General features: G+C 60.6%; 13 protein-coding genes. 7 read left to right on the top strand and 6 right to left on the bottom strand.

The window, feature by feature from the left end; all coding sequences use genetic code 11:
- The 5 genes from purM to purD are packed head-to-tail and all read left to right on the top strand — an operon-like array spanning position 1 to position 4,893.
- Positions 1 to 1,041, top strand: coding sequence for a phosphoribosylformylglycinamidine cyclo-ligase (purM, locus tag F591_RS0115115; protein WP_019535460.1), 1,041 nt, complete (start codon positions 1 to 3; stop codon positions 1,039 to 1,041).
- Positions 1,038 to 1,670, top strand: a complete 633-nt coding sequence (purN, locus tag F591_RS0115120; RefSeq protein ID WP_019535461.1) for a phosphoribosylglycinamide formyltransferase — start codon at positions 1,038 to 1,040, stop codon at positions 1,668 to 1,670. Before purM ends, purN begins: the two co-directional genes overlap by 4 nt.
- Positions 1,667 to 2,854 (top strand): phosphoribosylaminoimidazolecarboxamide formyltransferase, encoded by a 1,188-nt coding sequence (locus tag F591_RS0115125; protein ID WP_019535462.1) that lies wholly within the window; start codon positions 1,667 to 1,669, stop codon positions 2,852 to 2,854. The genes purN and F591_RS0115125 overlap by 4 nt, the downstream gene beginning before the upstream one ends.
- A gap of 22 nt (positions 2,855 to 2,876) precedes the next feature.
- The gene (locus F591_RS0115130; protein WP_019535463.1) at positions 2,877 to 3,617 is read left to right on the top strand and encodes an IMP cyclohydrolase; all 741 of its coding nucleotides are present in this window, start codon (positions 2,877 to 2,879) and stop codon (positions 3,615 to 3,617) included.
- A gap of 13 nt (positions 3,618 to 3,630) precedes the next feature.
- Entirely contained in the window at positions 3,631 to 4,893 is a 1,263-nt protein-coding gene (gene purD / locus F591_RS0115135) for a phosphoribosylamine--glycine ligase (protein WP_019535464.1), read from the top strand.
- Positions 4,894 to 4,970: 77 nt separating this feature from the next.
- On the opposite strand, the gene F591_RS0115140 is transcribed toward purD, so the two are convergent.
- The 3 genes from F591_RS0115140 to modA form a co-directional block, all read right to left on the bottom strand.
- Positions 4,971 to 5,168, bottom strand: coding sequence for a hypothetical protein (locus tag F591_RS0115140; RefSeq protein WP_156829588.1), 198 nt, complete (start codon positions 5,166 to 5,168; stop codon positions 4,971 to 4,973).
- A 78-nt stretch (positions 5,169 to 5,246) separates the two neighbouring features.
- Positions 5,247 to 5,918, bottom strand: a complete 672-nt coding sequence (gene modB, locus F591_RS0115145; protein ID WP_019535466.1) for a molybdate ABC transporter permease subunit — start codon at positions 5,916 to 5,918, stop codon at positions 5,247 to 5,249.
- 6 nt (positions 5,919 to 5,924) lie between these two features.
- Entirely contained in the window at positions 5,925 to 6,785 is an 861-nt protein-coding gene (modA, locus tag F591_RS0115150) for a molybdate ABC transporter substrate-binding protein (protein WP_019535467.1), read from the bottom strand.
- Positions 6,786 to 6,941: 156 nt separating this feature from the next.
- Between modA and F591_RS0115155 the strand changes: the two genes are divergently transcribed.
- Entirely contained in the window at positions 6,942 to 7,907 is a 966-nt protein-coding gene (locus F591_RS0115155; protein ID WP_019535468.1) for a helix-turn-helix transcriptional regulator, read from the top strand.
- Positions 7,908 to 8,283: 376 nt separating this feature from the next.
- On the opposite strand, the gene F591_RS0115165 is transcribed toward F591_RS0115155, so the two are convergent.
- Genes F591_RS0115165 through F591_RS0115175 form a run of 3 tightly spaced genes read right to left on the bottom strand, consistent with a single transcriptional unit; the run spans position 8,284 to position 11,224 of the window.
- Positions 8,284 to 9,138 (bottom strand): ABC transporter ATP-binding protein, encoded by an 855-nt coding sequence (locus tag F591_RS0115165; RefSeq protein ID WP_051109204.1) that lies wholly within the window; start codon positions 9,136 to 9,138, stop codon positions 8,284 to 8,286.
- A gap of 41 nt (positions 9,139 to 9,179) precedes the next feature.
- Positions 9,180 to 10,217 carry a FecCD family ABC transporter permease gene (locus tag F591_RS0115170; RefSeq protein ID WP_019535471.1) on the bottom strand — a complete coding sequence of 346 codons (1,038 nt, stop codon included), beginning with the start codon at positions 10,215 to 10,217 and terminating at the stop codon, positions 9,180 to 9,182.
- Positions 10,214 to 11,224 (bottom strand): FecCD family ABC transporter permease, encoded by a 1,011-nt coding sequence (locus F591_RS0115175; protein WP_019535472.1) that lies wholly within the window; start codon positions 11,222 to 11,224, stop codon positions 10,214 to 10,216. Before F591_RS0115175 ends, F591_RS0115170 begins: the two co-directional genes overlap by 4 nt.
- 248 nt (positions 11,225 to 11,472) lie before the next feature.
- On the opposite strand from F591_RS0115175, the gene F591_RS0115180 reads away from it, so the two are divergent.
- On the top strand, positions 11,473 to 12,492 hold the full coding sequence (locus F591_RS0115180) for an ABC transporter substrate-binding protein (RefSeq protein ID WP_019535473.1): 1,020 nt from the start codon (positions 11,473 to 11,475) through the stop codon (positions 12,490 to 12,492).
- Positions 12,493 to 12,521: the final 29 nt, after the last annotated feature.

The following is a 12,521-nucleotide window of genomic DNA, read 5'->3' on the forward strand; positions in this document are numbered from 1 at the left end:
ATGTCCGACGCATACAAAAAGGCCGGAGTCGACATCGCCGCCGGCAACGAAGCGGTTGAACGGATGAAGAAGCATGTCAAGAAGACATTCCGTCCCGAGGTGCTGACCGAGCTGGGGGGCTTCGGCGCATTGTTCGGGCTGAACAAAGATAAATATGAGGAGCCGGTGCTCGTCTCCGGCACGGACGGGGTCGGCACGAAGCTGAAGATCGCTTTCGCGATGGATAAGCACGATACGATCGGCATCGACGCTGTCGCCATGTGTGTGAATGACGTCGTCGTGCAGGGCGCGGAGCCGCTCTTTTTCCTCGATTACCTGGCGTGCGACAAAGTCGTTCCGGAGAAGATCGAAGCGATCGTGAAAGGCATCGCCGACGGCTGTCTCCAGGCAGGCTGCGCCCTGATCGGCGGCGAAACCGCGGAGATGCCGGGCATGTACTCGCAAGGGGAATACGACATCGCCGGTTTCACGGTCGGCATTGTCGATAAGAAAAACATCATCGACGGTTCGCGAATTCGTCCGGGAGACGTCGTTCTCGGGCTCGCCTCCAGCGGCGTGCATTCCAACGGGTTTTCGCTCGTCAGACGGCTGCTGCTGGAGGAGAAAGGGTACCGTCTGGATCAGCATATCGACGCCTTGGGCGGCCGTCTCGGCGACGTGCTGCTGGCGCCGACCAAAATCTACGTGAAGCCTGTGCTGGCCGCGCTGGAGCAGGTGGAACTGAAGGGGCTGGCGCACATTACCGGCGGCGGGTTCCTCGAGAACATTCCGCGCGTGCTGCCGGAAGGCGTGAACGTGGTCATCGACGAAGGCTCCTGGCCGGTGCTGCCGATTTTCGAGCTGATGCAGCGGGAAGGCCATATCAGCAAGGACGATATGTATCGCACATTCAATATGGGCATCGGCATGGTCGTTATCGTCTCGGAGGAGCAGGCGGATGCGGCGGTGCGCGTATTCGAGGCGAACGGAGAGAAGGCCTACAGGCTCGGGCGCGTCACGCCGGGCGAGCGGGCGGTTGCTTTCTCCGGGGTGTCCGTATGACGAAGCCGCTGCGCATTGCGGTCTTCGCCTCCGGAAGCGGGTCCAATTTCCAGGCGCTGGTCGATGCGGCGAAGGCCGGAAAGCTCGATGTCACCATCGGGCTTTTGGTCTGTGACAAGCCAGCGGCGGCCGTCGTCGGCCGGGCGCAGGCGGCGGGCGTGCCGGTACATACGTTCCGGCCGAAGGATTACCCGTCCCGCGAGGCTTACGAGCAGGAGCTGCTGGAGCGGCTGCGCGAGGAACGGATCGAGCTGGTCGTACTGGCCGGATATATGCGGATCATTACGAGCGTGCTCGTCGAAGCTTACTGGGGGCGTATGATCAATATTCACCCGTCGCTGCTGCCGTCGTTCCCGGGGCTGCATGCAGTGCGCCAGGCGCTCGACCACGGCGTCAAGGTAACCGGCGTTACCGTGCATTACGTGGACGGGGGGCTGGACAGCGGCCCGATTATCGCCCAGCGGGCGCTCGCCATCGCGCCGGACGATACGGAAGCTTCGCTGGAGGAGAAAATTCACCGGATCGAGCATGAGCTTTATCCCGACGTCGTGCAGGGGATCGCGGAAGGCCGAATCCGCTTTGCCGACAACCGGGTCATCATTCAACCAAAGGATGGGATAGCACAATGAGCCAAACGGCCAGCGATACGAATGTGTTGCAATTGCGTTACGGCATGAACCCGCATCAAAAACAGGCCAAGCTGTTCGGCGAAGGCAAGCTGCCGATTCGCGTCCTGAACGGCGACCCGGGCTACATCAATCTGCTGGATGCCCTGAACGGCTTCCAGCTTGCCCGCGAGCTGCGGAAAGCGACCGGACTGCCGGCTGCCGCATCGTTCAAGCATGTCAGCCCGGCAGGGGCGGCCGTCGCCGCGCCGCTGACGCCCGAGCTGGCCAAAGCCTACTTCGTCGAAGGGCTGGAGCTGTCGCCGCTGGCGACCGCTTATGCGCGCGCCCGCGGCGCCGACCGGATGTCCTCCTTCGGCGACGCTGCCGCGCTCAGCGATGTCGTCGATGTCTCGACCGCGAACCTGCTTAAGCGCGAAGTATCCGATCTGGTCGTCGCTCCGGGATATACCGACGAAGCGCTGGACATTCTCCGCGCCAAGAAGGGCGGCAAATATCTCGTGCTGCAGATCGACCCGGATTATGTGCCGGACCCGCTCGAGAGCCGCACGCTGTTCGGCTTGACGCTGCAGCAGGAGCGCAACGATGCCGTCATCGACGCATCCGCGCTGGAGCATATCGTAACGGAGAACAAGGAGCTGCCGGAGACGGCGAAGCGCGATCTGCTGATTGCCCTGGTGACGCTCAAATATACGCAGTCGAACTCCATCTGCTATACGCTGGACGGACAGACGATCGGCATCGGCGCAGGCCAGCAGTCGCGCATTCACTGTACGCGCCTGGCCGGCGACAAGGCCGACCGCTGGTTCCTTCGCCAGCACCCGACGGCGCTCGGCATGAAATTCCGCCAAGGCTTGTCCCGCGCCGAGCAAAACAATGCGATCGACCTGTGGCTGGAGGAAGAGCTGACGCCGGTCGAGCAGGCCGCCTGGGAGCAGTGCTTCGAGGAAGTGCCGGCGCGCCTTAGCCGGGAGGAGAAGCGGGCTTGGCTGAACAAGCTGCAGGGCGTCTCCTATGGCTCGGACGCGTTCCTGCCGTTCCGCGACAACCTGGATCGGGCCAGCCGCAGCGGCGTGAAATATGTCGTCCAGGCAGGCAGCTCGATGCGCGACGAAGAAGTGGTTCAGGCCGCCAATGATTACGGCATGGTCATGTGCTACTCCGGCGTCCGCCTGTTCCATCACTAAGGCAAACGAAGGAGGAGCTACAGTGACCATCACAGCAACGTCCAGAGCCGCGCAAGCGGACGCTTACTTGAACCGCCTGCGGGAGAACGCCTACCCCGGCCGCGGCATCGTCATTGGCATGACGCCGGACGGCACGCGCCTTGTGCAGGTGTATTGGATCATGGGCCGCAGCGAGAACAGCCGCAACCGGGTGTTCATCCAGGAAGAGAATGGCTTCGTGCGCACGGAAGCGAAAGATCCGGCGAAGCTGACGGACCCGTCGCTCATTATTTATTATCCGGCCAAGCATAAGGACGGCAAGCATATCATCACGAACGGCGACCAGACGGATACGATTTACGATGAGCTGCAATCCGGCGGCACATTCGAGTCGGCGCTGAACCGCCGCACCTACGAGCCGGACGCGCCGAACTTTACGCCGCGGATCAGCGGCATCGTCGACTTGGGCGACCCGCAGTTCGCCTACAAGCTGTCGATCCTGAAGGCGAGCGGCAATACGGAGGATCAGACGCTGCGCCACGTATACTCCTACGAGAAGGCGCTGCCCGGGTTCGGGCACGTTATCCATACGTACGAGGGCGACGGCAATCCGCTGCCGTCCTTCCAGGGCGAGCCGCAGCTCGTGCCGCTGTTCGACGATGCGCAGCAGATTGCGGATACGTACTGGAGCCTGCTGAACGAAGAGAACAAAATCTCGCTGCTGGTCAAAACGATTCGCCTGGGCAGCGGGGCAGCCGAGCTGCTGATTGTGAACAAAGACTGAGGAGGACGAGCAAGTGCGGATTCTGGTAGTAGGCCGGGGCGGCCGGGAGCATGCGATTTGCTGGGCGCTCCGCAAAAGTCCCAAAGTGCAAGAGCTGTACTGCGCGCCGGGCAACGGCGGCATCGCCGAGGTGGCTGAATGCGTCCCGATCAACGAAGATCAATTTGACGACATTGCGCAATTTGCGATCGATCACGCCATCGATCTCGTCGTCATCGGCCCGGACGATCCGCTGGCGCTCGGCATCGTCGACCATCTCGAGGCCAAGGGGCTGCAAGTGTTCGGACCGCGCGCCAACGCGGCGATCATCGAAGGCAGCAAGGTATTTACGAAGGAGCTGCTGCGAAAATACAACATTCCGACGGCCGCTTACGAGTCTTTCTCGGATTACGACGCTGCTCTCGCCTATTTGCGGCAGCAGCGCGCGCCGATCGTCATCAAGGCCGACGGGTTGGCTGCGGGCAAAGGCGTTATCGTGGCGCAGACGATGGAAGAAGCGGAGCGGGCGCTTCACGACATCATGGTGGCCAAGGTGTTCGGGGAGTCCGGCAACCAGGTCGTGATCGAGGAGTTTTTGACCGGTCAGGAAATGTCGATCCTGTCGTTCGTGGACGGGGAGGTCGTCCGGCCGATGGTGCCGGCGCAGGACCACAAGCCGGTCTTCGATAACGATCAGGGACCGAATACCGGCGGCATGGGCACGTACACGCCGCTGCCGCACATTCCGGCGTCGGTGATCGAGGAAGCGATCGAGACGATCGTGAAGCCGACGGCCAAAGCGATGGTCGCGGAAGGACGCCCGTTCCGCGGCGTCCTGTTCGCCGGGCTGATGATCACGCCGGATGGGCCGAAGACGATCGAATTCAACGCGCGCTTCGGAGACCCCGAGACGCAGGTCGTGCTGCCGCGGCTGAAGACGGATTTGCTCGATATATTCCTGGCTGCCGTGAACGGTCGGCTCGGCCAGATGGAGATCGAGTGGAGCGACGAAGCGGCGGTGTGCGTCATTCTCGCCTCCGGCGGTTATCCGGGTTCTTATCCGAAGGGGCTGCCGATTGAAGGCCTGCCGGACGTGCAGGACGCGCTCGTCTTCCACGCCGGCACCGCGAAGCGGGAGGACGGCAGCGTGGTGACGAATGGCGGCCGTGTGCTCGGCGTAACGGCGCTCGGAGCGAGCATCGCGGAGGCGAGAGCGAAAGCTTATGCCGAGGCGGACAAAATCCGTTTCGAAGGCAAGCACTATCGGACTGATATTGCCAAGAAAGCGCTCGTTTAACGGATCGGAAATCATGATCGATATTCGCCAGATACAAGAACCTCCGGAATGCTCGGGACGAGCGCTCCGGAGGTTCTTTAGTTTTCATGGATCATGGAGGAAAAGATGGCTGCGCGGCCGCTGATCGTTGTCCTGCTGATCGCTATCCCGTTAATCGCTATCACGGTCATCGCTGTCCCGCCCATCGCTGTCCCACTGATCGCTGTCTCGGTCATCGCTATCCCGCTGATCGCTATCCCGCTGATCGCTATCCCGCTGATCGCTATCACGGTCATCGCTGTCCCACTGATCACTGTCCCGCCCATCGCTGCCAGGACACCGCAGGGCGGCTGCGCTTATGGCGAACGGGTTCGCTATGATTCCGGCCTTTCCGGCCTGTGCCGGGTCAGCAGCAGCATGATGAAGGAGATGACGATCATCGCGCCCGTCCAGGTCCAGGCCATCGTCATGTTGCCCGCGTCGACCGCCACGTAGATGGCCGTCGGGATCGTCTGCGTCTTGCCCGGAATGTTGCCGGCAATCATCAGTGTGGCGCCGAATTCACCGAGGCCGCGGGCAAAGCCGAGAATGTAGGCGGTCGTGAACGAGGGCCATATCAGCGGGAACGTGATGTAACGGAACACCTGCCGTTCATTCGCGCCCATGGAGCGCCCGGCATCCTCCAGGTCCCGATCGACGGAGGCGAAGGCCGCTTTCATCGTCTGATAGACGAGCGGGAAAGACACGACGACCGCGGCGACGACGGCCGCCCACCACGAAAACACGATCGGCGCGGCAAAGATCGACTCGATGAGCCGCCCGATCCAGCTTTTGCGCCCGAGCAGCACGAGCAGCAAAAAGCCGACGACCGTCGGTGGAAGCACCAAGGGCAGCATAAACGCCGTCTCCAGCAGCGTCTTGCCGCGGAACGAAGCCCGCGACATGCTTAAGGCGGCCCATAATCCGGCGATGAGCGCCAGCACGCTGGATAATAAGGCGACCTGCAGCGACAGCTTGACCGGAGGCCAGAACTCTGCCCAGATCATATCGCTTCAGGGCCTCTTGGCCGCGGAGAAGCCGTGCTTGACGAAGACGTCCAGCGCTTCCTTCGTCTGCAGGTACTCGTAGAAATCGCCGGCCTCTTTACTATGCTTCGTCGCCTTCACGATGCCGATCGGATATTCGGCGGGGCTATACGTTTGCGGATCGACGGTGAACGCTATCTTCACCTTCTGCGAAGTCAAGGCGTCCGTCTTGTAGACGAAGCCTGCATCCGCATTGCCGGTCTCCACATACTGCAGCACTTGCCGCACGTCTTTGCCCTGCACCAGCTTGGCCAGCAGCGGCTCCCAAAGCTTCGCGTTATCCAGCGCTTCCTTGGCATAGCGGCCCGCCGGCACGCTCTCCGGAATCCCGACAGCGACATGCTTCACCTCGGGCTTGGTCAGCTCGTCCATGCCGCTTAACGCCGCGCCTCCGTCCGACGGAACGACGACGACGAGCTCGTTCGCCAGCCACGGCGTATGCTTGTCTTCGGCGATCAGCTGCTTGTCGACGAGGGCCTGCATGTTTTTCGTAGCTGCGGACAGGAAAAGGTCGGCCGGCGCGCCCTGCTCGATCTGCTGCTGCAGGGAACCGGAGGAGCCGAAGTTGAAATGCAGCGCCACGCTCGGATTTTTTAACTTGTAATTGGTCTCGATCTCTTTGAGCGCATCGGTCAGGCTGGCCGCCGCGGAGACGGTTAGCTCCACTTTCTCGGCAGACTCGGAGGAGGCTGGCTCGCCGCCCGGGGACGTCGGAGCGATGTCGCCGCTCGCCGCTGGAGCAGAAGGCACGGCCGTACCGCATGCCGACAGCAGCAGAGCGATAAGGACGAGCGTCGGGAGCCGGTTGCTTTTCATCCATGACATCATCCATCTGTTCTCCTTGCTGAATTAAATATATATAATTATAACTAATTATAACTAAATATAATTATACAGAAGCGTTTATGGAACTTCCATTCTCTTTTGTGCCATTTTTGTTAAAATAAAAGGAAAAAACTACACATTGCCAAGGAGAAGAACACGATGGCCAGCGATGTATCCTATACGACAGAAGAAATCGCCAGTTTGCTTAAAATATCGAAGCTTACCGTTTACGATCTGATCAAGAAGGGCGAGCTTCCCTCCTACCGCGTAGGCAAGCAGATGCGGGTCGATGCGGCCGACCTGGAGGCTTACAAGCAGCGGGCAAAAGCGGCGCAGCAGGCGGAACGTTACGCCGCCCCGGCGGTACCCGTGTCCTCCTCCGGGACTTCCGGGACGGCAGCCGCTTCGGACCACGCGGTTCGGCCGCTCGTCATTACCGGGCAAGATATCAGCCTCGATCTGCTGGCGAAGCATCTGGAGAAGCAGGCTTCCGGGGTACGCCCGCTGCGCGCCTATGCCGGCAGCCTGGACAGCCTGATCGCGATGTACCGCGGGGAAGCGGATATCGTCAGCACGCATTTGTGGGATGGAGATACGGGCGAATACAATCTTCCTTATATCCGAAAAATTCTCGTCGGTTCCTCGTATCTTGTCGTAAACCTGCTCGCGCGGCGTGCGGGGCTGTATGTCAAGCGCGGCAACCCGCATCAGATCAGCGGTTGGGGGGATTTGCGCCGGCCTGGCCTTCGCTTCGTCAACCGCGAAAAAGGCTCGGGCGCGCGCGTCCTGCTCGATGAGCAGCTGCGGCTGCACGGCATTCCGCGGGAGAGGCTGGACGGTTACGAGGCGGAGGAATCCAACCATCTCGGAGTAGCCGGGAAGGTCGCTGCGGGGGAAGCGGATGTTGGCGTAGGGATCGAAAAGGCGGCGGCTATTGTGGGCGGCGTCGAATTTATTCCGCTCATTCAGGAGCGATACGACCTGGTCATGCTAAAAACGCCCGCCAACCGGCGATGGATCGAAGCGGTCGCGCGCGTCCTGAAGTCGGAATCGTTCCGCAGCGAGCTTGCGGCTATCTCCGGCTACGATTTGTCGCTGACGGGTCAAGTTTTGTATGAGACGTAGGCGACGCTGCACGATAAAGGGTCTAACTGAAGGCAAGGTGATTTTTTAATAATTGCAGCCGTATCATTTAAGTAGCGGAGAGGGGGGCGATCCGTGGAGGTTATTTCCATGATTCAAATAATTGGCTTGATTTGCGTGATAAGTTACCTTAGAGCGATACATATATCCCTGGAGAAAATAAGGGAGAAGCTTGGTAAGGACAAGGAGTAGTTTATGCGATAAAAAGGGGCGTCCCACGTCATCGGCGATGACGGCGGGGACAGCCCCTTTATGCTTGAATCCGCGGTCGCTGCGGCGAAGGCGGAGAATCGGCTCACTACCTACCTCACATAGCACGGGCAATGGCAGAAGCCGCCTGATCGTCACCGGCCGCAACTCAAGCCTCGGCCAATATCAGCTCTTTGCCGCAAGAGCGGTCCACCGCCTGGGCGGAGGCAGCCGACGGCCGCTTGCCTTTGCCGAACGGGACGACCATCGGCGTGTGGAACAGCGGATCTTCCACGATGCGGCTTTCCAGGTCGAATACGTTGCGGATGAGCTCTTCCGTCACGACGTTTTCCGGCTTGCCTTCAGCGTATATTTTCCGATCCTTGATGGCGACGATATGATCCGCGTAACGGCAGGCCAGGTTGATGTCGTGCAGCACCATGACGACCGTGCGGCCCTCGCCGGCGTTCAGCTCGTGCAGCAGGTCCAGCACCTCGATCTGGTGGGACAGATCGAGATAGGTCGTCGGCTCGTCGAGCAGAATCGTCGGCGTGCCCTGCGCCAGCGTCATGGCGATCCAGGCGCGCTGCCGCTGGCCGCCGGACAAGGAATCGACGCTGCGGTCGGCCAAATCGGTCAGCTGCGTCAGGCTGAGCGCCTTGCGCACCATCATCTCGTCTTCCTGCGACCACTGCTGCAGCCAGTTTTGGTAAGGATAGCGCCCCTGCTTCACGAGCTGAAGCACGGTCAAGCCTTCCGGAGCGGACGGGCCCTGCGGCAAAATGGCCAGGCGTCTGGCGACCTCCTTCGTGGACAGCGTAGCGATGTCGCTGCCGTCCAGCACGACCTGGCCGTCCCGCGGCTTGAGCAGGCGCGCCAGGGAGCGCAGCAGCGTCGATTTGCCGCAGCCGTTGCTGCCGATGAAGACAGTGATCTTGCCCTGCGGCACGCACAGGTTCAGCCCCTGGAAAATCGGGCAGTCCCCGTAAAACAAGCACAGGTTTTTGGACTCGAGAGCGTTCATGTCGGTCATGGCGTTTTCCTTCCCTCTCTGTTGATCTGATATTAACGAGCGCGGCTGCGGTATAGCAGGTACACGAAGAATGGCGCGCCGATCGCCGCGGTGAATACGCCTGCCGGAATGTCGAGCGGCACGAACAGCGTGCGGCCGGCCAGATCGGCCAGCAGCAAAATCATCGCGCCGAGCAGGGCGGATACGGGAAGCACGCCGCCGAACGACGGGCCGACCAGCTTCCGGGCCATATGCGGCGCCAGCAGGCCGATGAAGGCGATGGCCCCGCCGATCGCCACGGCGGCGCCGGCCAGCGCGACGCTGAGCGCAATCAGCATCAGGCGGTGACGCTGCACCGCGCTTCCCGCGCCGCTGGCGACATCGTCGCCGAGCTCCTGGATATTCAAGTGGCGCGCATAGAAGAAGACGAGCGGCAGCAGCACCAGCATCCACGGGAGCAGCGGGTAGACATCCTTCTCCCAGGAGACGCCGTAGATGCTGCCGGTCATGAACGTCAGCGCCTTGTTGGCGATGACGATCGGACCGGTAATGAGCATCATGTACGACAGCGAGCTCATCGCCGCCGACAGGCCGATGCCGATCAGGACGAGCCTAAGCGGCGAGACGCCTTTTTTCCAGGCGAACGTATATACCAGGAAAGCGGCTCCGAAAGCGCCGGCCATGGCGCTCACCGGGAGCCAGGCAATGCTCGCTTTGTCGCTCAAATAGAAGAAGAAAGCGACGGCGCCGAGCGTCGCTCCGTTCGTGATCCCGATAATGTCGGGCGAAGCGAGCGAGTTGCGGACGACCCCTTGCAGGATAGCGCCCGATACCGCCAGCGCCGCTCCTACGAGCACCGCAATGATGATGCGCGGCAGGCGCAGCGAGCGGATGATCGTCTCGTGCATGTCGCTGCCGACGCCGAATACCGTTTTGACGACATCGACCGGTGTGATGAATGTGCTGCCGATCCCCGTACACAAAATAACGAGGAGGATAGCGGCGGCGAACAGGCCGAGCGTCACTGCGGCGGTTCTTTTGCCGATCAGGAAGGAGAACCGTTTGCCGCGGAAGATCCAATCCCCTCTCACGATACGCCGCCTCCTTTGCGGGCGATGTAGACGAAGAAGGGCACGCCGATCAGCGCCGTGGCGACGCCGACGGGAACTTCCTTCGGCATGGCGACGAAGCGGGAGGCGATGTCCGCCGCTACCAGCAGCAGCGCTCCGAGCACCGCGCAGTACGGCACGATCCAGCGGTAATCGGTGCCGACCAGGTAGCGCGCGATGTGCGGCACGATAATGCCGACGAAGACGACCGGCCCGGCTACCGCGACGGAGCCGCCCGAGAGCAGCACGATGACGACCGCGGCGAGACCCTTGATCAGCGCCGTCTTCTGCCCGAGGCCGCTGGCGACGTCGTCGCCCATCGCCAGCACGTTAATGTGCGGCGACAGCAGCAGGGCGCCGAGCAAAGCGGCGAGCATATAAGGGAGCACGGCGGTCAACATGTCCAGCGTGCGGTCCGCCACCGAGCCGACGAGCCAGACGAGCACCTGATCGAATGCCTTGCCGCTGACCAGCAGTATTCCCTGCGTGATCGAAGCGAAAAAGGCGGTGACGGCTGAACCGGCCAATGTAATCTTAAGCGGAGTCAGTCCGTCTCTTCCGAGCGACCCCAGCAAGTAAACGATCCCGGCGCTGAGCGCTGCTCCCAGGAAAGCGATCCAGGTATAAGTCTTCATCTCCAGGGCGCTGAACAGAGCGGTCGAGACGACGATGAAGAAAGCCGCTCCCGCATTGATGCCAAATAGGCTCGGCGAAGCCAGCGGGTTCCGCGTCACCGCCTGCATCAGCGCGCCTGCAACAGCAAGGCTTGCCCCTACGGCGGCGGCAATGAGCGCCCGCGGCACGCGCGTGGACTGGATGATGATATGGGAGTTCGAGCCGTCAAAGGCGATAAAGGAAGCGATGACCTGGTCCAGTCCGATCGAGGTGACGCCGAACATGATGCTGGCGGCGACGGCAGCGGCGAGCGCGAGCGCGGCGGCGATCAGCACGATCGATTTGGAAGCTGTCCGGTGCAGCAGGTTAAACATGGATGCCGAAACCTTTCTAAGCGAAAATGATATGCCGAATAAACGTATTTTACCTTATTAATTGTAAGTGAACGCCGCACGACTGTCAATGAATTTGAAAATCATTATCATTAAAAATTCGATTGACAAACCATGAGCTTCCTCTTACAATCAGGTTTGTAATTGATAATCATTATCAAAGGGAACGGGGCGTCGAGCGCTGCGTTCAAGATTACGGCAATCGATATCATCGGGAGGTCTTTACAGAGATGGCATTCAGCACGAACAAGCATTGGTTCAAATCCGCGTTGTCGGTCGCACTACTCGCCGTGATGGCCATATGGCTTGCCGCTTGCGGCACCGCGTCCAATTCGGGCGAAAGCGGCGGCAATGGAGCGGCATCGCAGACGCCGGCGGTCGGGGAGGGCCAGACGGGCGGCGGAGAGACGCGCATGATCAAGCACGCGATGGGCGAGACGGCGGTGCCGGCTAACCCGCAGAAGGTCGTCATCCTGACGAACGAAGGCACGGAGGCGCTGCTGGCGCTTGGCATCAAGCCGATTGCCGCCGTTAAATCGTTCACGGGCGACCCGTGGTACGATCACATCAAGGATGAGATGGAAGGGGTGCAGGTCGTCGGCGTTGAAAGCCAGCCGAACCTGGAACTGATCGCTTCGCTCAAGCCCGATCTGATTATCGGCAACAAGCTGCGTCAGGAGAAAGTGTACGATCAACTGAATGCGATCGCGCCGACCGTCTTTTCCGAAACGCTGCGCGGCGAATGGAAGACGAACTTCAAGCTGTACGCCGATGCGCTGAACAAGAAGGAGCAGGGCGATCAGATCATCGCCGCCTTCGACAAACGTGTCGAGGACTTCAAAGCGAAGGCGGGCGACAAGCTGAAGCAGAAAGTATCCGTCGTTCGCTTCATGGCAGGCAAAACGCGCATCTATTACAAGGATTCCTTCTCCGGCGTCATTTTTGAGCAAATCGGCATCGCCCGGCAAGATTATAAGGGCAAGGATATGTTCATGGAGGAGATCCCGAAGGAACGTCTGCCGGAGGTGGACGCCGACCTGCTGTTCTATTTCACTTATGAAACGGGAGACGGCAAGGGCGAACAGCAGGAAAGGGAGTTTTTGAACGATCCGCTGTGGAAAAACTTGAACGTCGTCAAAAACAACAAGGCGTTCAAAGTCAGCGACGTCATCTGGAACACGGCCGGGGGCGTCAAAGCGGCGAATCAGATGCTGGAAGAGTTGGCCGGATATTACGACATTAAGCTTTAACGGTATGAATCATTAAGGCGGTTTCGTTC

Origin of the sequence: Paenibacillus ginsengihumi DSM 21568, assembly GCF_000380965.1 — a bacterium.
Taxonomy (GTDB): Bacteria; Bacillota; Bacilli; order Paenibacillales; family NBRC-103111; genus Paenibacillus_G; species Paenibacillus_G ginsengihumi.

Excerpts from the sequence above, each read along its gene's own strand:
- purN (WP_019535461.1), top strand. The coding sequence starts at position 1,038 with ATGACGAAGCCGCTGCGCATTGCGGTCTTCGCCTCCGGAAGCGGGTCC.
- modA (WP_019535467.1), bottom strand. The coding sequence starts at position 6,785 with ATGATGTCATGGATGAAAAGCAACCGGCTCCCGACGCTCGTCCTTATC.
- F591_RS0115125 (WP_019535462.1), top strand. The coding sequence starts at position 1,667 with ATGAGCCAAACGGCCAGCGATACGAATGTGTTGCAATTGCGTTACGGC.
- F591_RS0115175 (WP_019535472.1), bottom strand. The coding sequence starts at position 11,224 with ATGTTTAACCTGCTGCACCGGACAGCTTCCAAATCGATCGTGCTGATC.
- purM (WP_019535460.1), top strand. The coding sequence starts at position 1 with ATGTCCGACGCATACAAAAAGGCCGGAGTCGACATCGCCGCCGGCAAC.
- F591_RS0115165 (WP_051109204.1), bottom strand. The coding sequence starts at position 9,138 with ATGAACGCTCTCGAGTCCAAAAACCTGTGCTTGTTTTACGGGGACTGC.
- F591_RS0115180 (WP_019535473.1), top strand. The coding sequence starts at position 11,473 with ATGGCATTCAGCACGAACAAGCATTGGTTCAAATCCGCGTTGTCGGTC.
- F591_RS0115155 (WP_019535468.1), top strand. The coding sequence starts at position 6,942 with ATGGCCAGCGATGTATCCTATACGACAGAAGAAATCGCCAGTTTGCTT.
- modB (WP_019535466.1), bottom strand. The coding sequence starts at position 5,918 with ATGATCTGGGCAGAGTTCTGGCCTCCGGTCAAGCTGTCGCTGCAGGTC.
- F591_RS0115140 (WP_156829588.1), bottom strand. The coding sequence starts at position 5,168 with ATGACCGTGATAGCGATCAGCGGGATAGCGATCAGCGGGATAGCGATC.